Raw genomic sequence first — 23819 nt, 5'->3', positions numbered from 1 at the left:
CTACAAACAATTTTTTCCGTTCAACTTTGTAAAATATATCTTTCAAGTAAAGCATAAATACAATATATCCAGTCCATATTAGTGATTTTTACTCAATAATATTTTTCCAATTACTGCATTTTTCTCTAAGAGTAACTTCTCTAAAGTATCGCTCAAGTTTAAGAATTGAATTAGAGAAACGTCCATGAGCAATATTTTAGTCATTAATGGCGCTAAACAATTTGCGCATTCAAATGGTGAATTAAATGACACACTCACGGCATTGGCAACGGACCATCTCACTGAACTAGGCCATGACGTACAAGTCACTCGTGCAGATAGCGACTACAATGCAGAAGCTGAGGTAGAAAAATTCTTATGGGCAGATGTCGTGATTTATCAAATGCCCGGCTGGTGGATGGGTGCACCGTGGACTGTAAAAAAATATATTGATGATGTATTTACGACAGGTCACGGTTCATTATATGCAAACGATGGTCGTAGCCGCTCTGATGCCTCAAAAAAATATGGTTCAGGTGGTTTAATTCATGACAAGAAATATATGCTGTCACTCACTTGGAATGCACCGATGGAGGCATTTGACGATGCGGATCAGTTCTTCCACGGCGTTGGTGTAGATGGTGTTTATTTACCATTTCATAAAGCCAATCAGTTTTTAGGTATGAGCACTCTGCCAACTTTCATTGTAAACGATGTGATTAAAATGCCTGACATTGATAGTTACGTTGAAGAATATAAAGCACATCTAAACACTGTATTTGCAGCAGCTTAATAAGGAGAACACAATGCTTACCATTATTGCGGAAATTCGTATTCAATCGGGTGGACAGCACCGCCAAAACGTATTGGATGCATTTCAGAAAATCATTCCAACTGTTTTAGCAGAAGAAGGTTGTCATGGTTATGAACCTTTAATTGACCATAAATCAAATGCGAGCTTCCAGACTCAAGAGCCTGACACGATTGTTATGTTAGAAAAATGGGAAAGCGTGGCTCATCTTGAAGCACACTTAGCTACACCTCATATGCAAGCGCATCATGAAGCAGTCAAAGATGATGTCGTTGATGTCAAAATTAGAATTTTAGAGAGTGGCGTATAATTTAAAGGGTAAAAAAGACGATATATTTATCGTCTTTTTATTTTTATGAGCAAAGCTGTGTTTGGAAACCTTTAGTATTTTTTCCTCTCGCACATTGGTAGCTCTTTTGCTTATTTTGCAATTGCCACTTTTCATCGACTAATTTAAATGAATATTCTGTACGAATAGCTGAAACAGAGTCATCCATTAAACCTGTTTGAATGACCGTAATACGAGAAACAGTCGGAGACTCTACACGGTTAAACACTTGCTGAACTGAGGTGTTATTGTGCTCTTTTACAATCTCAGGTTGAGCTTTAAGTACTTGTTGCATTGGGGTTTCCGAACCCACAAATGGAATTAATTTACTGGTCGTCGCACACCCAGTGAAAAGTCCAGCACAAAGTGCCGAAATTAAAAATAAACGTTGCATCTTTATCACCAAAACAAAAGGCATAGCTTTATGATGCTATGCCTTGCTCGGTTACTCTGTAGAAACTATGTAGTTGTAAGTATGGCTACTCTTTTACAGACCAAATATTTGTTCTTGCTTACTCAACTTTAATGACAATCGTTTGATAAAATTAATTTCAAATACACATAACAAATAGGATCGTTATGCAACTGACTTATGCGGGACAAGTTTTCTTGGTGGTCGTTGCAGTTTTGATGATTTGGTCATTTGTACTCACCAAGTTTTGGGTCAAGCGTTTAGCTAAAAATCGTAAAAGTAGTAAATTTGAATTTGCTTATTTATTTGCCGTGGTTTTTAGTATTAGTGCTTTATTTTTCCCATTTACTTATTGGGTTTCTCAGGCAGTCTACGGCTTAGCAACCAAACCAACTTACGATGCAACTGTAGTGAGTTATACTTCTGAATGGGTAGATACTGAACGCACAGACTCAAATGGGCGTAAATATAAAACTAAAACACTCATGCATACTGCTCAGGTTCAATTTAAAGATAATCAAAATAGAACTCTAACTTTAGATAATTCAGTTCGCTCTGTTGATATGCCTGTAGTTGGTGAACATATTACTGTTGTTTATGAATCTGGTGATTACACAGCGCAAGAAAAGAGCTGGCGAACAATTCTATTGTTCGCAGCCGCTTTATTTATGCTATTTATTTTAGGTTATGTATTGCTCATGATTATTGCCTACAGTCTAAAGCGCGACATGGAACCCTACAAAACATTTGCTAGCATGTTAATTTTTAAAGTCATGCTTCCACTTGGAACAATGGCGATGTTTTCAATGTTGTCTTATTCTATTTTTGCCTATTTCTTTTTAGGTAATCCAAGGGATTTACCTCTATGGGCCATTGTGCTTTGTAGTTTTTTTGCTCTTAGTCTTTTACCGTTAATTTATCATATCCTGACAGGTTGGAAAGCATACAAGAAATAAAAAATTTAATAAAAAAGCGCATCTTACGATACGCTTTTAGCAGAACTTCTTTTATTTAATAAAGTATTAGAGATCAAATAATTTACCCGGGTTCATAATACCTTTCGGGTCAAATACTTTTTTCAAAGCTTTCATATATTCAATTTCTTCAGGAGAACGCGAATATTCCAAATATGGCTTTTTCGTCATACCTACGCCATGCTCGGCAGAGATTGAACCATCGTATTTTTTCACGGTATCAAATACATATTTATTTACCACCTGACACTTCGCAAAGAACTCATCTTTGGTTAAGTTTTCAGGTTTTAAAATATTTAAGTGCAAGTTACCGTCACCGATATGACCGAACCAGCAAATTTCAAAATCAGGATAGTTCTCTTGAACAATTGCATCAATCTCACGAATAAATGCAGGTACGTGAGTAATTAATACAGAAATATCATTTTTGTATGGAATAAACGGTGCAATTGATTCAGAAATATCTTCGCGTAAACGCCATAAACTCTCTACTTGATCAAGGCTTTGGCTCATCACGCCATCAAGTACCCAGCCCTGCTCCATACAGTGCTCGAAAATTTCCATTGCTTTGTCGATAATCGGCTCGTATGGTGCTTCAAACTCAAGCAATACATAGAACGGACATTCGGTTTCAAATGGACGTTGTACATGACCATTGTTTAAAACTTTTTGCATTGCAAGTTCACCAAAGAACTCAAATGCTGTTAAGTCGATATCTTTTTGGAATGCATGTAATACAGGCATCACTGCATCAAAATCAGGAACACCTAAAACTAAAACTTGTAAGTTTTGTGGTTGACGCTCAAGTTTAATTTCTGCTTCGGTCACTAAACCTAATGTACCTTCACCACCAATAAACAAATGCTGTAATGCATAACCAGTTGCATTTTTAACCATGCCTTTGTTTAAACGTAAAATGTCGCCTTTACCAGTAACAACAGTTAAACCAAGCACCCAGTTACGTGTCATGCCATATTTAATGACTTTAATACCGCCAGCATTGGTACCAATATTACCGCCAATCTGACTAGAACCCGCTGATGCAAAGTCAACCGGATAATACATACCTTGTTCTTCTGCATAATTCTGCAATTGCTCAGTCACAACACCAGCTTGAACACGCACCATACGATCTGCCGGGAAGAACTCAAGAATCTGGTTCATTTTGTCCATACTAATGACAATTTCACCATTGGTTGCTACTGCGCCAGCAGAGAGACCAGTACGGCCACCAGATGGCGTAATCGCGACATTAAACTGGTTCGCAAGTTTTACAACTGCCTGAACTTGTTCAGTCGTTGATGGAAAAACGATGACCGATGGGTTCGGATTAAAATGCTTGGTATGATCTTTACCCCAGTTTTCGAGACTATCAGCATCGGTTTTAATACGGTTTTCACCAACGATTGCTGTTAATTGGGTGAGTAACTCAGGTGTTAAAGCGACTGGAGCATTCATCGTTTGCAGACCTAGCAAGAAGTAAACTGTGGTGGGACTATGACCTCATATTCTCAAGGTTTTCACCTGAGCAAAGCCATAATGTTCAAGGAACTTCTATATTCTACATGTAACCGCACAAGCGATAAAGTTCATAATAGAGATACTGTCACTACAAAACATGTTTAAAACCAATAAATGTGTTTTTATAAGGCTCTAAAGGAAAATCTAAGCCTTTAATAATACCAAGCATATTTCATAGCGCTCGGCAAGCCATAAACAGAAGTGATTAGACATAGATAAAATTGCCATAAGGCGATGGTATAAACGAAATATCTATAGCGCTGCCCAGTATGTTATTATACCGCCACCAAATTTGGCCTTTGTAGCGGAGCCGTAATGAGCCAACATCTTTCACTACCTAAAGATAAAATCCGTTTCCTTTTGTTAGAAGGCGTTCACCAAAACGCAGTCGATACTTTAAACGCTGCGGGTTACACCAATATTGACTATCGTAAAACTGCTCTTGAAGGCGAAGCGCTTAAAGAAGCAATTAAAGATGCTCACTTTATTGGTATTCGTTCGCGTACCCAATTGACTGAAGAAGTTTTCGAAGCTGCAAATAAATTGATCGCAGTAGGTTGTTTCTGTATCGGAACAAACCAAGTTGATCTTAAAGCAGCAATGGCACGTGGTATTCCTGTATTCAACGCACCGTATTCAAATACGCGTTCGGTAGCAGAGCTCGTACTTGCTGAAACGATTCTTCTTCTTCGCCGTGTTCCTGAAAAGTCAGCGGCTTGTCATCGTGGTGGTTGGGACAAATCTGCTGTGGGTTCTTTTGAAACTCGTGGCAAAACTTTAGGTATTGTGGGTTACGGTTCCATCGGTTCTCAACTTTCAGTTCTTGCTGAAAGCATGGGTATGCATGTTATTTATTATGATGCAGTCACTAAGTTACCAATGGGTAATGCTCGCCAAGTTGGTTCTTTAGATGAACTTTTAGCAACTGCTGATGTTGTGACTTTGCATGTACCAGATGTTCCGTCTACACGTAACTTCTTTACTAAAGAACAATTTGCAAAAATGAAAGAAGGCGCAATCTTCTTAAATGCTGCACGTGGTACATGTGTAGTAATCGAAGATTTAGCTGATGCAATCAAATCTGGTCACCTTGCTGGTGCAGCGGTTGACGTATTCCCTAAAGAACCAAAAGCAAATGGCGAAGAATTCCAGTCTCCACTTCGTGGTTTAGACAACGTGATCTTGACTCCTCACGTTGGTGGTTCAACGATGGAAGCTCAAGCAAACATCGGTTTAGAAGTAGCAGAGAAATTCGTTGCTTACTCTGACAAGGGTATGACACTTTCTGCGGTAAACTTCCCAGAAATCGCGTTGCCATTAACAGCGGGTCAACACCGTTTACTACACATCCATAAAAACGTACCGGGTGTATTGTCTAAAATCAACAACTTGTTTGCTGAACAAGGCATCAACATTTCTGGTCAGTCTCTTATGACTAAAGGTGACATTGGTTATCTCATTATGGATGTTGACGCTTCTGCATCTCAAGAAGCTTTAGATACATTACACGAAGTTGAAGGTACCATTCGCGTACGCGTATTGTTCTAATTCGAACTGTAAATTTAAAAGCCACAGCATTGTCTGTGGCTTTTTTATGGGCATTTACATTATCATGTGAAAAGTATACCAATTGAACAAATAATAAAATGTCCAGTCCAAGCCAGAAATCCCAGCTCCATGCTTTGGGCTTCCTTATTCTTGCTATGTTGAGCGTTCAAAGTAGCGCATCGTTAGCTAAAGTTTTATTTCAGAGCTTTCCCGTTTTAACAGTGTCTGCAATGCGTTTATGTATTGGAGCGTGTATTCTGGCTTTTATTTTTAAAATCTGGCGAATTAATTTTAGTCAGGTTCGATGGAAAGCGATTTTGGCTTATGGCTTTGCTCTTGCAGGCATGAATGCTCTTTTCTATTTATCTCTTGAACGTTTACCCATTGGTATTGCAGTTGCATTTGAATTTATTGGCCCATTAAGCGTGGCTTTATATCATGCTCGCCAAAAATATGATTTTGTATGGGTCACTTTCGCAATTCTTGGACTCATTTTATTATTTCCTTTTAATCAAGCTCATAGCTTGGATTGGATCGGCGTTTTATTTGCAATGAGTGCGGGCGCATGTTGGGCGCTTTATATTATTGCAGGACAAAAACCTTCTGGAATTTCAGGTAATCACACCGTTTGTTTAGGTATGGCTATAGGTGCTTGCATACTTTTACCAATTACATTTTTTTCAGGCTCAATTACTCAAGTTATAGAGCTGCCCTATCTTTTTTATTTTATTGGCTTAGCAATTTTGGCCAGTGCGCTTCCGTTTTCTTTAGAAATGTTAGCACTACGCAATTTAACCCCACTAAGCTTTGGAACATTGATGAGCCTAGAACCTGCAGTTGCGGCCCTTTCTGGCTTTATATTTTTAGGCGAATATCTGTTATGGAACCAATGGTTGGCGCTCGCAACAATTATTACTGCTTCCGTCGGTTGTACCATAACGACCCAGAAAGCTCGTCAACAACGTGAAAAAACAGCAGGTTAACGCTATAAAACCTGCTGGTTAAAACACAATATTGGCTATAATTAATCACTCTTATTTTTTAAATATCAAATGAAGCGTTAAGGTATGTCCATGCAAAATCTTTCAATTATTGCTGTGCTATACATGATTTTGTCGATGGTCTCATATCAAATCAGCGCCTCATTTGCCAAGCAACTTATTGCAGCTTTGGACCCTCTTACCGTTACTATCTTAAGGTTATGTTTTGCCACAGTTATTGTTGCGGTCATGTTTCGCTCTTGGAAAATCTGGTCGCGCTTACCCTACTTAAAATGGCGTGATTTATTGATGTACTGTGCATCTTTAGGGTTAATGAATATTTTATTTTATACGTCGCTTGGAAAACTACCTCAAGGGATTGCTGTTGGATTAGAGTTTATTGGTCCATTAGGTCTTGCGCTTCTTTCGATTAAACAAAAGAGCGACTACATTTGGGTAGCGCTTGCCATGTTAGGTATTGCACTTATGGTACCTTGGCAAAACCCAGTTCAGCACCATTTCTCATATATAGGTGCAGCATGTGCTCTAGGTGCTGGGCTTTGCTGGGCGTTCTATATTTATTTCGGCCATAGAGTTGTGACTCAGAATATAGGAATGCATGCATTAACAATTGGAATCGGCGTATCTGCACTTGCATTACTACCAATTGGTATTTGGCATAATGCGCCTGCATTACTTGAGACACAGTACTGGGGTAAAGCATTACTTATCGCTGTTTTAGCAACTGCAATTCCCTATGCACTCGACTTAATGGCACTCAAACAACTCAATAAATTAACTTATGGCACTCTAACGAGTTTAGCGCCAGCATTGGCAGCATTAACGGGTTTCCTATTACTTCACGAAGAAATCAGCATGCTGCAATGGGTGGCTTTGGCTTGCGTAATGCTGGCCTCGATTGGAGTTACTTTAAGAAGTACTAAAAAAGCTGCATAGGTTTAATCTACTGCTGCTTTTTATACTTTTTATATTCCTTTAAATATTTATTGCCGAGCGTTTCTTTTTCGCTGTCTTTAAGAATTTTTCCAGCTTGTTGAAAAAATTTATGCTCTTCTTCTTTTAAATGATGATGAACTTTTTCACTTAACTGTCTGGCAGTGGCCAACCAGCTTGGGCTACTCATATCCGTTTTTTCAAGCTGTTCAACCAACTCATCCATTTCATGATGTTCAGATAAGGCATGTCGAGTAATATCCAAACCCACATCGTCAAACATTAAAGGGATATACAAATAACGGTCCTCGGCAACTGAATGAGCATAGAGTTCATTTTTTAATGCATCAAATAATTGTTTTCGTTCTTCAGTTAAACCATGAGTCTGGATTAATTGTTCAGAAAGGTTACGTTGATTTTCATGGCTTTCTCTTAATGCTTCGAAAATATTCATTCTCTTCCTCATTTTTTAGCTAAAAAATCTTTTTTATTTCAAGGTTTATGATACGTTGAAATTTATATTGTTTACGTAGCTTAAAATGAGACTATTTTTTACACAGTTCTCTTTCTAGTAAATTTCTGTAATGATTTTTATATTTCGAATTTTAAATGATACATAAAAGTATGAACCGAACTCAAAGACAGCTCATACTTTCAATACTATTTTAGCCCGTGACAAAAATTTGATACCCTAAACGGCAAATCAAGATACTCACCAAAATTAAAAAGATAATACGGACAAAACCACTACCGTATTTAAGCGCGGTACGCACCCCAACAATAGAACCAATAACGTTTGCAGCTGCCATCATTAAACCGATATGTAAAATAGCGTGACCAGTTGGAATCAGAAAACTCAACGCAGCAAGATTCGTCATGAAGTTACCGATTTTTGACAATGCTGAAGCATGTAAAAAATCGACTTGTAAAAAGCGGATAAAGAAAAAGATAAAGAAACTACCCGTACCCGGCCCAAAAATACCGTCGTAAAAGCCAATCGCCAAACTACCAATACCTGCTAAAACTAGCATTTTCGTAGTAATTTTTTGCTCAGTATGAACTTGACCAAAGTTCTTTTTTACTAAGGTATAAATAGCAATTACGATCAGCATTACAAATACAAAAGGACGCAATACCGATTGAGGGATAAGCGACAAACAAGCCGCGCCAGCGAAAGAACTAATCAAGGCACAAATGGCAATGACTGCCAAAAGCTTCCATTGCAATTTTACTCTTTTTGCAAACGTATAAGCCGCCGATGCAGTACCAAAAATCGATGAAACTTTATTTGTACCAATAACCGTTGCAGTCTGCATGGACGGGAAAGTACTCATGATGCCGGGAATCTGGATGAGTCCACCGCCACCAACGGCAGCATCAATTGCTCCCGCAGTAAACGCAAAAAAGATCAAACTAAGGATAACATCCCATTCCATGCCCATGCTCTATACTCTACATCTACTACAAATTTAAGATACGCTTAGGTACCAATCGTTTTTTATCAGTAATCTCAGCCAAACCTAAACAGCGTTCACCCGAAAAAACCAAAACTTCTGCTTCCGCAGAATGATCAATATTGCTTTCTAAACCATTGCAAAAATATTTTTCCCTTCCTTCAGGAACCTGAATTTTTAAGAAATGGTCAATTGGCGCATACACTGGTAGTAACAAAGTTTCTCTTTGCTCTTCCGTTAAGCTTTCTAAATATTCAATGGTATAACTTGGGATTAACTCAAAATGCCCTGTTTGAATACGGTGAAGCATTGTCAAATGACCACCACAGCCAAGTGCCTCACCAATATCTTCACCTAGCACACGAATATATGTTCCTTTAGAACAGGTTACATCTAGAGTGATACTATTTTCGGTAAATTCAATAAGCTCTAAAGCATAAATCGTAACTGGGCGCGCTTCACGTTCAATCTCGATTCCTTTTCTGGCAAGCTCATATAACGGCTTACCCTCTTTTTTTAACGCCGAATACATCGGTGGAACTTGTTGAATGTCGCCTCTAAACTTTTCTAAAGTTTGCTCAATAAGCTCTTTGCTAAGAACCGGAATAGGACGTTCTTGTAAAATATCGCCTTCAACATCGCCTGTTGTTGTAGTTTGGCCTAATCGAACAGTCGTCTGATAACGCTTTGTCGAGTCCAGCAAATAATGTGAAAACTTAGTGGCCTCTCCTAAACAAATAGGAAGTAAACCAGTCGCTAATGGATCTAATGCGCCAGTATGGCCTGCCTTTTGGGCACGGTACAGCCAACGCACTTTTTGCAAAGCGGCGTTTGAACTGAGCCCTAATGGTTTATTTAATAGAAATACACCACTGATATGGCGACGAGAAATTTTTTGATTTTTTGTCGTCATTTTTACTGGAACACAAAGCTAGAAAAAAGTGCCGACATGTTAGCAAATTCGGCAAGATATTTTCAGAATATTTAGATGCGTTTTCACTTATTTTATGGCACATTAATGATCGAGTAAAAAAACAACAAATTAAAACTTAAGGAAGATATCTTTATGCAAAGGATGCAGAAAAAGATATTGTGGTGTGTGCTCGGATTTTTTATTTTGAGCCTCATCGCATGTGTATATTGGCTAAGCCCCGATTCGAAAAGTAGCTCACCTCGGTTCAATCAGGATGAGACTAAAACTTTAACATCTACTCATCAAACACCTTTAAACTCAATAACAAGTGATAATGCTTACTTAAGTAAAAGTCAGCAAGATACTCAAGTTAATTGCCAGTTAAAAATTGATAGTTCTCAACATTTAGTTGTAAATAACCAAACCCGTGACTGTTTTGAATATTTTATTACACAATATGGAGAATCTAATTTACAACAAGTCAAAACGCATTTTGAGAAATTCATACAAGATCAGTATTTAGAACCAGCCCGCTCACAGATTATTGACTTGTGGACTCGTTATTTAAAATACCGTGAGCAGCTTGCACAAATTCAACCACCTCAATCTAAACAACAAGATCAAAATTATTTTCAAAAGATCTTTAGTTCAATTCAAGATATTAGAAAACGTTTCTTCTCTGCATCTGAAATTGAAGGACTCTTTTCAACAGAAGATATCTATCAGAACTACACATTAGATCGCATGAAAATTTTGGAAGATTCATCTTTAAGTGAAATTGAAAAAGCTAAAAAGCTGAAAGAACGCTTTGAACAGCTACCAGCAGACTGGCAACAAAATCTGCAAGAACTATCAAAACTTGATGATTTGCATACGCTGACCAAACAAATTAAAGCTCGCAATGGTTCAGCGGAGGAACTGCGTCAAATGCGTACAGCACTTGTAGGAGCTGAGGCAACACAAAGATTAGAAACTTTAGATACGCAGCGTAATGCTTGGCAACAGCGAGTTACAGGCTTCTTAAAACAGCGTGATGAAGTTCTCAATAGCAATATGAGTGATAGTGCTAAAAATCAAGCAATTCAACAACTACGCCAACAACAATTTAGCTCATCACAGGAACAACTTCGTCTTCAAACTTTTGAAAAAGTCCATGACCAAGGAGGTGAACTACCATTTAACTATTAGGCTTTTCTATTTCAAAGTGAGCCAAACCTTATCCAGCAGTAACAGCTGCTGCTCATACAAAATAAAAATAGTGAGTAAAAAATGAAAAGGAACTTAATATTTTTCTGTGCTGCAATACTCTCAGGACTGAGTATTTCAGCAACCCATGCCACAAATGCAGAGCAAGTAAAAAGCTCATTTGTCTATTCGAATTATGCTCAAACCAAATATCCATTGGTTTTTAATCATGGTATGGCCGGTTTTAGCCGAGTTGGGACAGATACGCTTGGTCTTGATTATTGGTATCAGATTCTTCCTGACCTTGCGCGTAACGGAGGAAATGTCTGGGCAACAAGAGTTTCACCGTTTAACTCAACCGAAGTTCGCGGAGAACAACTTGCCCAACAAGTAGAAGAAATTATTGCTATTACGGGAAAACCTAAAGTCAACTTAATCGGACATAGTCACGGGGGACCAACAGTTCGCTATGTCGCTGGTATCATGCCAGAGAAAGTTGCTTCACTTACTACTATCGGAGCACCTCACAAAGGATCTCCAATGGCAGATGTCATCCTGAACGTTGAGGGTACTCCTCTGTCTGGACTGGCAACATTAGTAAACTGGTTTTCAGCAGCGATTACTTGGGCAGAAGGGCTAGATCCAACTAGTTATCCGCATGACTCTTTAGCTGGCGCTCATAGCCTCTCAACTCAAGGCTCGGCACAGTTTAATACACAATTTCCGATGGGTGTTCCTACCACGTCTTGTGGTGAAGGTGCTTATCAAGAGAAAGGTATCTATATGTATTCATTCTCTGGCAATAAAGCACTCACAAATCCATTAGATCCTTTTGATATTGCATTAACAGGAAGTAGTTTGGTTGTTGACCCCCTAGGGGATAATGATGGACTAGTTTCTAGATGTAGTGCCAAGTTTGGTAAGACTATTCGTGATGACTATAACTGGAACCATTTAGATGAAGTCAACCAAGTGCTTGGTATACGTTCTATTTTTGCAGCAGACCCAGTCTCGGTTTATCGTCAACATGCCAATCGGTTAAAACTACAAGGATTATGAGTTTCAAATAAAAAATGCGCCAAAAGGCGCATTTTTTTACTCGGTATAAGCTTACGCTTTACGAGCTGGTAATTTTTCACGAATACGTGCAGCTTTACCAGACAAGTCACGGAGGTAGTAAAGTTTAGCACGACGAACGTCACCACGACGTTTCACTTCGATTTTAGCAACAACTGGTGAGTGAGTTTGGAATACACGCTCAACACCAACACCGCTAGAAATTTTACGTACTGTGAACGCAGAGTTCAAACCACGGTTTTTCTTAGCGATAACAACACCTTCAAATGCCTGAAGACGTTCACGGTCACCTTCTTTTACTTTAACTTGAACAACTACTGTGTCACCAGGAGCAAATTCAGGAAGGTCAGTTTTTAACTGTGCATTTTCAACAGCTTGAACTAAAGGATGTTTACCACTCATTGTGGGAATCTCCAATATGTGCGGAGTCAGAAGAGGTCTGAGTTTCCGCTGGGGATAGAGGCTAAAAACGCATATCAACCCGTTTAACTTTCCCTTTACGACAATCGTAAAGAGCCTTAATTACACATAAATCTATAAATTTAAATAGACTTATGGTTTAACTCGAAGCATTGCTTCTCGTCTTGTGTTAGAACTTTCGTTCTTGAGAATAGCAATTAAGAATTACCGCTATTCCCTTGTATATCTTTCAGCCATTTTTTTTGCTGTTTAGTCAACTCTACTTTTTCTACCAACTCTGGTCGGCGTTCTAAAGTCCGTTGATATCGCTGCAAAAAACGCCACTTTTCAATGTTGGCATGATGTCCTGATTTTAAAATTTCAGGGACATCCAAACCTTCAAAATGGTCTGGCTTAGTATATTGCGGACAATCTAAAAGACCATCTACAAAAGAATCCTGTATCGCTGATTGCTCATCTGACATTACATTCGGCAAACGGCGAATAATACTATCAAGCAACACCATGGCAGGTAGTTCACCGCCAGATAAAACATAATCTCCAATTGACCATTCCTGATCAACATAATGCTGGATCAAACGTTCATCGACGCCTTCATAACGTCCACACAATACAATCAAGCCGTCATAATCAACAAACTGCTGTACTGCCTGTTCATTTAAAGTTTTGCCTTGTGGAGACATATATACCACAGGCACATGAACACATCCTGCTTGCGAAGCAAGTTGTTTGGCGTGGTTAATTGCTTTTGCGAGAGGCTCGGCCATCATTACCATACCAGGACCACCGCCAAATGGACGTTCATCCACTCTCCGGTAACTCCCTTCAGCAAAATCACGTGGATTAATACAAGTGACTTGTACAATGTCACGCTTTGCTGCACGTCCGCTAATCCCGTAGGCTGTAATCGCTTCAAACATTTCAGGAAAAAGCGTAATGACTGCAAAAAACACCGCAGACTCCTCTATTTTCCTGCTGCGTTAATCCCCTAAAAAAGGATTAATAATCTACGCCCCAATTGACGTAAATGCGACCAGCTTCAAGATCAACGCGTTGTACCACGTCTTTATGCCAAGGAATCATGCGTTCTTCTGAATCAATGCTGTCTGGTGTAGCACGTACAACCATCACATCATTAGCTCCAGTTTCAAATAACTCATGAATTTGCCCTAAGTTTACTTCCTGTTCTTCATCATCAAGTCCTAACACCGTTAAGCCTTTCAAATCGGACCAGTAGTACTCATCTACATCTGCTTTTGGCAATTGAGATTTAGCAATCCAGATATTAGCGCCAACCAAGCTCTCTGCTACAGTGCGATCACTCACACCTTTTAAAGAGACAACTAAGCCTTTGCCATGTGGTTTCCAACGTTTTACATCAACTGTTTGCCAACCAGCCTTGGTCTCAATGTACCAAGGCAAGTAGTCAAACATATTGCTCATGGGTTCCGTATTGGAATACACCCAGAGCCACCCATTTAATCCATAAGCTGAACGTAACTGTCCAATCTGAATACGATCTTCGGGAACATTCTGTGTTGGTGTCATGGGCTACCTACTACAATAATTATGCAGTAGCTTTTTTAGCTTGAGCAGCCAAAGAAGCAACACGTTCAGAAGGTTGAGCACCTTGAGAAACCCAGTGAGCAAAACGGTCTGCGTCTAAACGAAGTTTTTCTGCTTGACCTTGTGCAGTTGGGTTAAAGAAACCGATACGCTCGATGAAACGACCATCACGTGCATTGCGGCTATCAGTCACAACGATTTGATAGAATGGACGTTTTTTTGCGCCGCCACGTGCTAAACGAATAACAACCATAATAAAAGCCTTATAATTCTTACGGATTATCCCTGCGCCGACCATCGGCAACACTTCAAACCCCTTTCATAGAGGGCGACATTCTACGTGATTTTCACCCTGAAAGAAAGATTAAATTTTGAGTTATCCGCAGTTTTGAATTTAAATTTATTTACCATCCCAATTCGATGTTGCAGAAGGAACGCAAGCCGTACCACTGTTAATATCAGTTCCCTTTGTCCAGCAACGCTCACCACGATAATTTAAAACAATATGCCCATCACCGGACTGCGAAGTATTTGCAATCGGCGTCGCGGTCAATATCCATGCTTCCGCATTTAAAGCGCCAGCTGTCACTGGAGCCAAATTGACTGTATAAAGAGGTGTGCCTTGTATAGGATAAGAAGTGGCAATATTTAAATCAGAACTCGTTGCTCCCGTTACCCTAAAATTTGCAATTTTGTAGCGTTGGATCTGCATAGCAATCTGTTGCAAAGTAGTTTGCATATCCGCACGATTAGTACGACGAATATATTCTTGATAAGAGGGGTAAGCTATCGCCACTAAAATCGCGATAATAGCTACAACAATCATTAGCTCAATTAATGTAAAGCCTTTTATTTTATTTACCACGGCTCAGCTCCAGTGCCACAAGTTATATAAGTAACATTGCTAGTGGCTTTATTCTTGCAACGTAATCCGTTACTAATAAACAAATAAGTAAAATTATTAGGATCTGAAGCCTCTGCTCGAATCACCCAGTTTTGCCCTAAAGCTGTAGGATCTGTTAAGGTTTTCGTTGTATCGTCACCATCACGCACAGTTATTCGGTATTTAATAGCACTACCAGTTGCCCCAACAGGCAAAATTACTGGGGTTGTAGCCCCTGTAGATAAACCTATGTAATTAAAATTTCTAGATTTCTGACGTGAGAGTTGCACTGCGATCTGTTGCATTTGTTGCTGCGCACGTGAAGCATCCGCTCTTAAAACATAAGCTTGGTATGAAGGTATTGCAACTGCAGCAAAAATAGCAACAATCACGACTACGATCATTAGCTCAATAAGAGTAAAGCCTAAAGAATACGTGAATTTACCTTTCATCACCTATTCCTTCCTAACGGACATACCAACGCTGTGGTATTAAACACATCTTACTACTGTTCGAGGCAATAATACCGCCAATAGTAGTAACACCACGATTACCCATATTTACACAATAGTTCTTATTATTAGTACTTTCATTACCGCCACCGCCACCGCCACCGCCGCCGCCGCCGCCATCGCCGCCATCATCTACAACAGTAGTATCTTGAATACCCGCCCCCTGTGAACAACTTGTACCAGGCGCACACTGAACATTATCATTATCAGCTGCTAGGGTCGATTTACTGCATTGTCCAAAAGGCATACAGAACTGATTTAAAAAGCTTTCGCCTTTTACTCCTGCTCCACAATCTCCAGACATACCTGCTTTTCCACCATCAAAAGTAGAAACAAACATACGATGATTTAATACGATTGGTGTTGAAAATACTTTAACATCTTGAATATTGGTGGACTTAAATTGATAGAACCATCCACGGGTAGCAGATAGTAAAGCGACTGCACCATCATCATATGTATTCCAGTTTGAATTAGTAATTTCCCCCAATTGATTAGTATTTGTGATTGGGGTTTGATATACAAAATCAGCTTTATATAAATTTCTATCTGCTACATCTTTATCGTAAATATTATATACCGCATCATAATTATAACCTTGGCCCGAGGCATACTGAGCTAAGGGTTTACTACGATTACCACTACCAATAGAAACAACGGCAAACGTTGTACCATTATAGTCATACACTGAAAATGCAGGCATTTCATAGAAACGTGGACTAGCAGCGCCATTATTTAAATTCAATAATAATTGTGGAGGCTTAGCAAAGCTTGCATTTGTTGCCGCAGTGTTATCTAAATCGATACGGAATAGTTGACCACCTAAATCACCAAAATAAAGATGATCAATCAAACCATCACCATTTCGATCTTCGGTACGAATTTCACTTACTACGCTATATTTTAAATTATTAGATTGAGTATAAGCTTCGGCACCTTGAGCTGTAGTCGCTTTAGCACTAGCCCACCAAAGGAGCTTACCGTTATCAGCGTCAAACATATATACACCTGCGCCTTGGCTAATGCTCGGGTTATAGGTATCACTCTCATAACCTTCATCATAACCACCGCCAACAAACATTACTCGTTTACGTTCAGTAGTTTTACCATCGCTTTTCTTCCAATTTACCCAGCCAATGCTCGGCTTAGACCAACTTTGGCCCATATTACTTAATGCAGCATAAGTAGTAGTTGAACCGTTATAATAGGTTTTCTGTTCATCAGGAGATATTTGGAACAGTAACTTTGGATTACTCATATCTTGCAAATTAAGTGCATAATAACTACGCCCCCCCATTCGCAAACCGCCATACACAATCTGTTTACCTTCTTGAGAACCATAGCCTTTACCGACAGTGAGTCCTTTTCGACTACTATCTAATACATATTGAGTATAACTAGCCCAAGGTCCATCAATACCATAATATAATTGATCGACTCCTCCATTCATGGCATCGTTTTTCAAAAATGCTTCGGGTTGTTTCTCGATCATTTCATTTGGTACAAAGGTGAATACTTCTTTTCCGCCATTACTATCCACAGAAGTACTATCATTTTTACCAGCCTTGACTATATGTAAAAGCCCCTGCGTTGTGCCAAACAAGACATAGTCTTCACGATTTTGAGTATCAATTACGCCATTTGTATATGTAATTTGACCACTATTGGTAATTAATAGTGGTGAGGAATGCATTAACGCACCAATCTGTCTTAAAGAAGTGGATGGAGTAGCATTAAGAACTAAATGATCAGGATCCTTTGCTTGAGCCACAGTCATTGGATACCCAAGCAAAGCCATTAAATAACCGCGTTTCCCATCAGTTTGATAAGTCGTATCGGTTAAATCGGACTTTTTAATTTGTCTTAGTGTTGTTGTCGTTGTACCGTCTGCACTTCGATTCGTCAAAAGATTACGGTTCTCTTGTGTTGTTTGATTCATTGTTAAGAGTAGCTGTGACCATGCTCCCCCTTTTAGAGTGTAGCTATTACTCCCAGGTGTATTGGAGTCGGCATTATCATTTGTAGTATCATTATCGATATATGCCCAAAAATCACGATTTGGAAGTATTTGGCCCTTTGTAGCAGTTGCTGTACTGATTAAAGTAGTATTATCACGGTCTTTTAGAACACCATTAACTACTGCATATTTTTTGAGATTACCCGCCCACAGTTGATAGTTTTTATCTGGAGTCGGTTGAAACTGAGGAAAATAAGCCTGCTTTTGTAATACAGCTGGGTTAAGGCTATCTTTAGGAATAGTAGGTGAACCTGTAGTTACAGCTGGAATCTCCGAACCTAAATCTCCGAGAAATGCATTTACACTACTTACAACATCTTGAGAGCTTGAACCAGAATACCAACCACCACTTGCATTAACACCCCATTTCGCAGCTTCTTTCTGATTTGCCGATGCAGTAGAGTTATCAATATTTGCCAAGTTTTCTGCTAAAGAAAGTGATCTATTAAAAGATGGAATAATATTAAAATCACTTCCAAAACCAACAACAGCTGTTTTAATTTTTAGTCCAACAGGGTTACTACCATTATTTAGTAAAAATTGTGAAAACTGTTGAATACAATTCCAGCCTGTATCGCTATCCGCACAAGCAAATGTTTTACCGCTTAAAGCTTTCTTCATTAATCCTGATGCTGAAGAGTTTCCATTTGGATCACCATCAGTTAAAACATAAATACCTTGACCACTGCACTGTGTAGTGGTTCCTGTCATTTGTTTAGTAATACTATCGGGACGTACATAGCTCCCTCCACTGGTTGCACCTGCACCCGCATAGTTAAAACCACTATTACTTAGTCCTTGAGTGGTAGTACCCATTAAGGAAGCAGCAGCCTCTGCATAAGCATTAGCTGTAGGAGTGCCTCCTCTAGCACCAAGTTTTGCAATTTCTTCTATTAGTATTCTTCTTTGAGTTTTACCATTTACGACTGCATCTAAACGTCGAGCTGGAATACGGACCTGCCCCGTTAAATTGTCTGCAGCAGTCGGCTCACCAGCAGTATTAAATTGTGTTGGACGGGAGAAAGTAGTAAGACCAATCAATTTATCATCAGAAACAGGTAAAATTCCTTTACTAGTATTACCGTTAAGTAGATCAATCATGCCATCTTTTACACGAGTAATACGGTCAGGATATTGAGTATTTGGACCAGCCTTATAGTAATAAGTACTATAGTTTGCAGACATTGAGGTCAAACCACTAGTAGAAGGTGCGCTCTTTAACCTAGTTGTACAATCACTTTGCGAACTCGAATTACCACAGCTATACCAAGATGACCCATACTTCATATAATAATAAGTTGGAGCAGTTGCAGTGCAATAATAGCGCTTATATTCGGCAACACCATTACTAGACAACACATTACTATAACCTGTCTGCACAACATTACTGGGGATATCACAGGCACTAGCATCATTTTGAAGCTGTGGATATCCCATAGAACCTGAAATATCCAATACAAACATTAAAGTAATATCACCAGCTTTTGCTTTTTGATAAATATCAATATCACTGGCCTGACTTACACTACTCGCTACTAACCCAGTGCATAAAGCAGCTACTGCACTTGTTAGAAGTTTTGAATTATATGAAAAAATTAAGTCTTTCTTATCCATTATTATTTTCCCCAATTAATTAAAATCTTGTGCAATAGTGTATTCAGTAACGTTCGTAGTAAATGGGACATTTAAGCTGGTTAAGCACTCTGCTACTGATTTTAAAGGATTATCTAAGACGGATTTATTAGTAACATCTGGCGCTGCCGTTCCATCTGGGAGTGTCACTTCACTCATGTGTTGTTGTAGACACTTATTAATATCAGCACGATTAACACTACTTAAACTTGGCATTAATGACACAGCAAATACTTTAACTCGTTTCGCCTCTTGGACTTGTCCTTCTTTTTCATCAAGGCCACGAGTTCGAGCATAAAAAGGGTCATCTTCCCCCACAGTGGAGAATTTGACTGCAACCTGGGTCATGACTGCCTTACGACCACTGGTAAACCAGTTATTCTTTGTATCAACTGCATCACAGTATCCATCTGTACCTAAAGCATTATTAGTAGGTGCACTATTTCCATCCACCCACTGCATTAAACTTGCACGACCAATATTGAAAAAGTCACTTTGATCTCCGCGATAACAAAAAACTAATTCTTTATTTTTGTCATTTGCATTGCTGATATAACCAAATAAACCTGTCGCACTTAAGCTTTGAATTAGGTTGGTTGGATTCTCGAGCTGAAAAAAAGAAGCATCCGAATTTTGCAATATCAATTGTTGCACTTGACTATTTGTTGCTATATTTAGATTAATCAATCCCTTACGAATTGCTATTGTTCCAATAATCATAATTGCGACTAAAAAAATAAGTACAACAATTAAGGCTGAACCACCCTGCTTCAGTTTCATTCACCACGCTCCCCGATTACATTACGTAAAGCGATGGTTTGTGATATCACTTGCCGCACATATTTTTTTGTAGAATTTGTAGGCTTTTTAACTATAATCGTTTGATCCAATACTGAAAATTTTTGATCATCTTTAATTGCTACTTCTGCACCGACTGGTTGCAATGAACGAGTTAATAATCCAATTTGTACCGAAACAATACGTGGACGAGGAGCTGTTAAACTCAAATAATCATGTATTGAAATATAACGTCGCCCTGAACTCCCCTGAACATTCAGTAAAACTCGGAAATAATCTACGCGTTTCATTATAATTTCACCCGCATCCCCATAACGTGTGATAGCAGTTGGATTACCCGTTAATGGGTAATAACCGGCATCACAAGCTAGTGCTAAGGGTTGATTGGGTTCATCAGTAGTGTTATTAGCATCTTTACGTAGAAAATATCGTTCAACTATAACTTGGCGTCCACTTGCAAGAGGAAAATTCAAATTGTTTCCTTCGCAATCTGTACCACCTATATATTCATCGTCAGCTTGAGTTGCTGTACCTTTTGTATCAATTGTATATTGCGGTACATATTGAATAACGAGTTGATCACTGGCAATATCACTTCCATTACTTTGGACGTTTGATGCTCCAGTCCAAGTATTACCACTACCAACACTATCGCCTTGACTGCGTGAAAGTAAATTAGTACTGGCTGTTACACCAACAATGGTTTTATAAAGATTACTAAGAGGCTCATTAGCAGCATCTTTAGCTGAGTTAACTGCAGAGGTTAAGACAATACCGCCGTACGCAGTTTGATCATTAATAACTGCTTTAGGATTATTTAAATTCGCAAGGCGAATATCTTGGGTTAAATAGTTAAGCCCAAAATTAGCATTATCCTGTACATCGGAAACACCTATCTGCATTGATAAACTTTTTTGACTAGACAAAAACAATAATATTGCAGCGGCTGTAATTATCAGACCTAAAGCTAACGAAAGTATGAGTTCGATTAATGTAAACCCCTGATTTTTTTTCATTTTAATAGGCCTCCATAATCACACATGTTGAATTATTGTTATATGAAGTATCTTGAGTACAATCTCCTACACCAGGACCATTCGTTGCACTAGTATCTCCCCATGCAATATAAATACATTGACGATTGTTAGTTTGGGGACAGGCAATCATATTCATAGTCATACCATAAGAAGATGCACTTTTTACAACCTGAGCAACATCAAAATCAGCTAGCTCTGTATCAGTACAATTGTTTTGAAAGCAATTTTTAGCGTAGTCTGTTTGTTTACTGGCATCTTGAAGTTGCTGGTTATATATAGTTAAAGAATTACGATTAACTCTCATACGCTCGGCAAGATCGCGCGCTAATGTAATTGCTTGTACCCGTGATGTACTTTCTGCACTTGCTTCTAACGCTCTATACTGCAGAGCAATAAAGCCTAAAATACCAATTGCCAAAATCAGCAAAGCAACTAGAATTTCAATCATCCCCATACCACGCTGGTGTCCAAGGCTCTTCATGAACATGTCCCCATTGTGATTGACTGAATTGATCCCATTCTTGAAACATTAATAATTTTTGATTTATTACCAGATGCCGTATTACAAATTTCAAAAGTTGTATCTCCGGTTGCATCTTTTACCAAACCGGACATTAAAAATACTATAGAAGTATTAGATCCCGTTTTTAATTGAGCTTTTCCGCTTGGTACCCAATTAATTTGATTATCACTATCTGCCACATACGTAGAATTTAATTGCACTTTTACTTGTCTACGCTCGACTATAGCTTTCATACGTGCCTGATTTATACTTGAAACTAGATCTTCTGAACTTCTATTCAAATTTTGATTATTCAACATATCCCCAAACATTGGTACAGCCATCACAGCAATAATAGCCATGACTGCAATTGTTACGATGAGTTCCACTAAGGTGAACCCTTCTTGCGGAGTAATTCCCCTCATCCCCATAACCCCAAATAAATTTAAAACTTTTTATTTCTATATAAATTTTACGTTCTACTTTTACAAAACGAATACAAACCAGATAAAGGGTATAAAAAAACAGATAACCGTCATTTGACAATCATCTGTTTAAATTTTTTAAAATCAGTATGTTAAACAAGTCACATTTTATGCTTGAGTCACATGAATACGTAACTCTTTAGGAAGACTAAAAGTAATATTTTCTTCACGCCCTTCTAACTCTTTAGGTGCTTGGGCTCCCCAATCCTGTAAACGTTGAATCACTTGTTTAATTAAAATTTCTGGAGCAGAAGCGCCTGCTGTAACGCCAATTTTACAAGTATCATTGAACCATGATTGTTCAAGTTGATCAGCATTATCAACAAGATAAGCTGCCTTACCCATACGTTCAGCAAGCTCACGTAAACGATTTGAATTTGATGAATTAGGTGAACCAACAACCAGTACAACATCGCATTTTTCAGCTAAGTCACGTACCGCATCTTGTCTGTTTTGAGTTGCGTAGCAAATATCATCTTTACGTGGCCCTTGAATTTTTGGGAATTTTGCACGCAAAGCATCAATGACTTTCGCTGTATCATCAATAGATAAAGTTGTTTGAGTAACAAAAGCTAATTTTTCTGGATGTCTGACTTCAAGCGCTGCTACATCGGCTTCATCTTCGACCAAATAAATGTCACCGCCTTTTAATTTGTCATATTGCCCCATTGTTCCTTCCACTTCTGGGTGCCCTTCATGACCAATTAAAATCGCTTCTGTACCTTCACGGGCATATTTAGTCACTTCAATATGCACTTTCGTAACAAGCGGACAAGTCGCATCAAAAACTTTGAGACCTCGACGCTCTGCTTCTTGCTGGACCGCTTTTGAAACTCCGTGCGCACTGAAAATTACAATAGAATCATCTGGCACTTGATCCAGCTCATCAACGAAAACAGCCCCTCTTTGACGTAAGTCATCTACCACAAATTTATTGTGTACAACTTCATGACGCACATAAATAGGTGGATTAAAACATTCCAAAGCCCGATTGACGATTGCTATGGCTCGATCAACACCGGCACAAAAACCACGCGGATTAGCTAACACAATTTCCATAACAGCCTCAAAATTAATAAAACAGGGGAAGTTCTCGTAAATATTTGCAGTTAAAACTATTCAGTTTAAACGCACGGTACACTACAATAGCGAAGATATTTTATCATATCAGGAAAAATATCATGTCGGGTCTATTGTTTGTCGTTTCTGCTGCATCAGGAACGGGCAAAACATCTTTGGTGAAAGCCCTACTTGACCGTGTGAGCAATTTACATGTTTCAGTTTCGCATACTACCCGAGGTCAACGACCAGGTGAGTTAGATGGTGTTCACTATCATTTCACAACAAAAGATGTCTTTTTAGACCAAGTAAATCAAGGTGGATTTATTGAATACGCTGAAGTATTTGGTAACTACTACGGCACTTCTCAAGCAACTGTTAAACAACAATTAGCTCAAGGGCATGATGTCTTGCTTGAAATTGACTGGCAAGGTGCTGAGCAAGTACGTAAACTCTTTCCTGAATCTAAACAGATCTTTATTTTACCACCTACTCAATTCGATTTACGTCAACGGTTATCTAACCGTGGCACAGACTCTGTGGAAGTTATCGAACATCGCTTAAGCTGTGCTGTGGAAGACATGCAACACTATGTAAATTTTGATTACATTATTATTAATGATGACTTTAATAAAGCACTTCATGAGCTTGAAGCAGTAATTACTGCAAACCGATTAGTGTTATCTCAACAAGCAAATAGACACCAAGCATTAATTCAGGACTTGATTACTCCTCAACCAAAACAGGAATAACTTGAGTCTAGAACGAAAGC

Annotated in this window: 26 protein-coding genes; 9 read left to right on the top strand and 17 right to left on the bottom strand. The window is 38.8% G+C overall.

Annotated features, from left to right (window positions below; translation table 11 throughout):
- Positions 1-184: 184 nt before the first annotated feature.
- On the top strand, positions 185-772 hold the full coding sequence (locus J576_RS11820) for an NAD(P)H-dependent oxidoreductase (protein WP_002051666.1): 588 nt from the start codon (positions 185-187) through the stop codon (positions 770-772).
- 13 nt (positions 773-785) lie between these two features.
- A complete protein-coding gene (locus J576_RS11815; protein WP_002051766.1) occupies positions 786-1100 on the top strand; it encodes a putative quinol monooxygenase in 315 nt (104 codons plus the stop codon).
- A gap of 43 nt (positions 1101-1143) precedes the next feature.
- Here J576_RS11815 and J576_RS11810 read toward each other — a convergent pair whose 3' ends face one another.
- Complete coding sequence (locus tag J576_RS11810) at positions 1144-1512, bottom strand: hypothetical protein (protein WP_002051640.1); 369 nt, start codon at positions 1510-1512, stop codon at positions 1144-1146.
- Between the two features lie 185 nt (positions 1513-1697).
- Between J576_RS11810 and J576_RS11805 the strand changes: the two genes are divergently transcribed.
- Complete coding sequence (locus J576_RS11805) at positions 1698-2486, top strand: hypothetical protein (protein WP_002051696.1); 789 nt, start codon at positions 1698-1700, stop codon at positions 2484-2486.
- A gap of 66 nt (positions 2487-2552) precedes the next feature.
- Here J576_RS11805 and J576_RS11800 read toward each other — a convergent pair whose 3' ends face one another.
- The gene (locus tag J576_RS11800) at positions 2553-3962 is read right to left on the bottom strand and encodes a D-2-hydroxyglutarate dehydrogenase (RefSeq protein ID WP_002051720.1); all 1410 of its coding nucleotides are present in this window, start codon (positions 3960-3962) and stop codon (positions 2553-2555) included.
- 378 nt (positions 3963-4340) lie between these two features.
- On the opposite strand from J576_RS11800, the gene serA reads away from it, so the two are divergent.
- From serA to J576_RS11785, 3 genes are all read left to right on the top strand, one after another.
- Positions 4341-5573: a phosphoglycerate dehydrogenase gene (gene serA / locus J576_RS11795; RefSeq protein ID WP_002051786.1), complete on the top strand. Its 1233-nt coding sequence runs from the start codon at positions 4341-4343 to the stop codon at positions 5571-5573.
- 98 nt (positions 5574-5671) lie between these two features.
- Positions 5672-6556, top strand: a complete 885-nt coding sequence (locus J576_RS11790; protein ID WP_025467927.1) for an EamA family transporter — start codon at positions 5672-5674, stop codon at positions 6554-6556.
- A 90-nt stretch (positions 6557-6646) separates the two neighbouring features.
- A complete protein-coding gene (locus J576_RS11785; RefSeq protein ID WP_002051701.1) occupies positions 6647-7510 on the top strand; it encodes an EamA family transporter in 864 nt (287 codons plus the stop codon).
- Between the two features lie 7 nt (positions 7511-7517).
- Here the strand turns inward: J576_RS11785 and J576_RS11780 are convergent, their stop codons facing one another.
- From J576_RS11780 to truB, 3 genes are all read right to left on the bottom strand, one after another.
- Entirely contained in the window at positions 7518-7961 is a 444-nt protein-coding gene (locus J576_RS11780) for a hemerythrin domain-containing protein (RefSeq protein WP_002051715.1), read from the bottom strand.
- A 211-nt stretch (positions 7962-8172) separates the two neighbouring features.
- Entirely contained in the window at positions 8173-8949 is a 777-nt protein-coding gene (locus tag J576_RS11775) for a sulfite exporter TauE/SafE family protein (RefSeq protein ID WP_004711708.1), read from the bottom strand.
- 19 nt (positions 8950-8968) lie between these two features.
- Entirely contained in the window at positions 8969-9874 is a 906-nt protein-coding gene (truB, locus tag J576_RS11770; RefSeq protein ID WP_002051694.1) for a tRNA pseudouridine(55) synthase TruB, read from the bottom strand.
- Positions 9875-10027: 153 nt separating this feature from the next.
- Between truB and J576_RS11765 the strand changes: the two genes are divergently transcribed.
- Positions 10028-11062, top strand: coding sequence for a lipase secretion chaperone (locus J576_RS11765; protein ID WP_002051740.1), 1035 nt, complete (start codon positions 10028-10030; stop codon positions 11060-11062).
- 114 nt (positions 11063-11176) lie between these two features.
- Complete coding sequence (locus tag J576_RS11760) at positions 11177-12118, top strand: lipase family alpha/beta hydrolase (RefSeq protein WP_081400987.1); 942 nt, start codon at positions 11177-11179, stop codon at positions 12116-12118.
- Between the two features lie 51 nt (positions 12119-12169).
- On the opposite strand, the gene rplS is transcribed toward J576_RS11760, so the two are convergent.
- The 12 genes from rplS to ispH form a co-directional block, all read right to left on the bottom strand.
- A complete protein-coding gene (gene rplS / locus J576_RS11755; RefSeq protein ID WP_002051668.1) occupies positions 12170-12538 on the bottom strand; it encodes a 50S ribosomal protein L19 in 369 nt (122 codons plus the stop codon).
- Between the two features lie 215 nt (positions 12539-12753).
- The gene (trmD, locus tag J576_RS11750) at positions 12754-13509 is read right to left on the bottom strand and encodes a tRNA (guanosine(37)-N1)-methyltransferase TrmD (protein WP_002051760.1); all 756 of its coding nucleotides are present in this window, start codon (positions 13507-13509) and stop codon (positions 12754-12756) included.
- A gap of 46 nt (positions 13510-13555) precedes the next feature.
- Entirely contained in the window at positions 13556-14104 is a 549-nt protein-coding gene (rimM, locus tag J576_RS11745) for a ribosome maturation factor RimM (protein ID WP_002051736.1), read from the bottom strand.
- 19 nt (positions 14105-14123) lie between these two features.
- Entirely contained in the window at positions 14124-14375 is a 252-nt protein-coding gene (gene rpsP / locus J576_RS11740) for a 30S ribosomal protein S16 (RefSeq protein ID WP_000260334.1), read from the bottom strand.
- Between the two features lie 147 nt (positions 14376-14522).
- On the bottom strand, positions 14523-14987 hold the full coding sequence (locus J576_RS11735) for a type IV pilin protein (protein ID WP_002051759.1): 465 nt from the start codon (positions 14985-14987) through the stop codon (positions 14523-14525).
- Positions 14981-15457 carry a type IV pilin protein gene (locus tag J576_RS11730; RefSeq protein WP_002051756.1) on the bottom strand — a complete coding sequence of 159 codons (477 nt, stop codon included), beginning with the start codon at positions 15455-15457 and terminating at the stop codon, positions 14981-14983. The genes J576_RS11735 and J576_RS11730 overlap by 7 nt, the downstream gene beginning before the upstream one ends.
- A gap of 13 nt (positions 15458-15470) precedes the next feature.
- Positions 15471-19148 carry a pilus assembly protein gene (locus J576_RS11725; RefSeq protein WP_002051641.1) on the bottom strand — a complete coding sequence of 1226 codons (3678 nt, stop codon included), beginning with the start codon at positions 19146-19148 and terminating at the stop codon, positions 15471-15473.
- Positions 19149-19163: 15 nt separating this feature from the next.
- Positions 19164-19946: a pilus assembly PilX family protein gene (locus J576_RS11720; RefSeq protein WP_002051645.1), complete on the bottom strand. Its 783-nt coding sequence runs from the start codon at positions 19944-19946 to the stop codon at positions 19164-19166.
- On the bottom strand, positions 19943-20980 hold the full coding sequence (locus tag J576_RS11715) for a PilW family protein (RefSeq protein ID WP_002051737.1): 1038 nt from the start codon (positions 20978-20980) through the stop codon (positions 19943-19945). Before J576_RS11715 ends, J576_RS11720 begins: the two co-directional genes overlap by 4 nt.
- Position 20981: 1 nt before the next feature.
- Positions 20982-21482: a type IV pilus modification protein PilV gene (gene pilV / locus J576_RS11710; protein WP_002051742.1), complete on the bottom strand. Its 501-nt coding sequence runs from the start codon at positions 21480-21482 to the stop codon at positions 20982-20984.
- Positions 21479-21928: a GspH/FimT family pseudopilin gene (locus J576_RS11705; protein ID WP_025467929.1), complete on the bottom strand. Its 450-nt coding sequence runs from the start codon at positions 21926-21928 to the stop codon at positions 21479-21481. The genes pilV and J576_RS11705 overlap by 4 nt, the downstream gene beginning before the upstream one ends.
- 168 nt (positions 21929-22096) lie before the next feature.
- Positions 22097-23047 (bottom strand): 4-hydroxy-3-methylbut-2-enyl diphosphate reductase, encoded by a 951-nt coding sequence (gene ispH / locus J576_RS11700; RefSeq protein ID WP_002051768.1) that lies wholly within the window; start codon positions 23045-23047, stop codon positions 22097-22099.
- Positions 23048-23169: 122 nt separating this feature from the next.
- Between ispH and gmk the strand changes: the two genes are divergently transcribed.
- The gene (gmk, locus tag J576_RS11695) at positions 23170-23799 is read left to right on the top strand and encodes a guanylate kinase (RefSeq protein WP_002051739.1); all 630 of its coding nucleotides are present in this window, start codon (positions 23170-23172) and stop codon (positions 23797-23799) included.
- Positions 23800-23819 lie beyond the last annotated feature (20 nt).

The organism is Acinetobacter sp. 766875 (assembly GCF_000582055.1).
Classification (GTDB): Bacteria; Pseudomonadota; Gammaproteobacteria; order Pseudomonadales; family Moraxellaceae; genus Acinetobacter; species Acinetobacter nosocomialis.
Note: the sequence above shows the minus strand (reverse complement) of the source record. Positions and strands in the feature narration are given on the sequence as shown.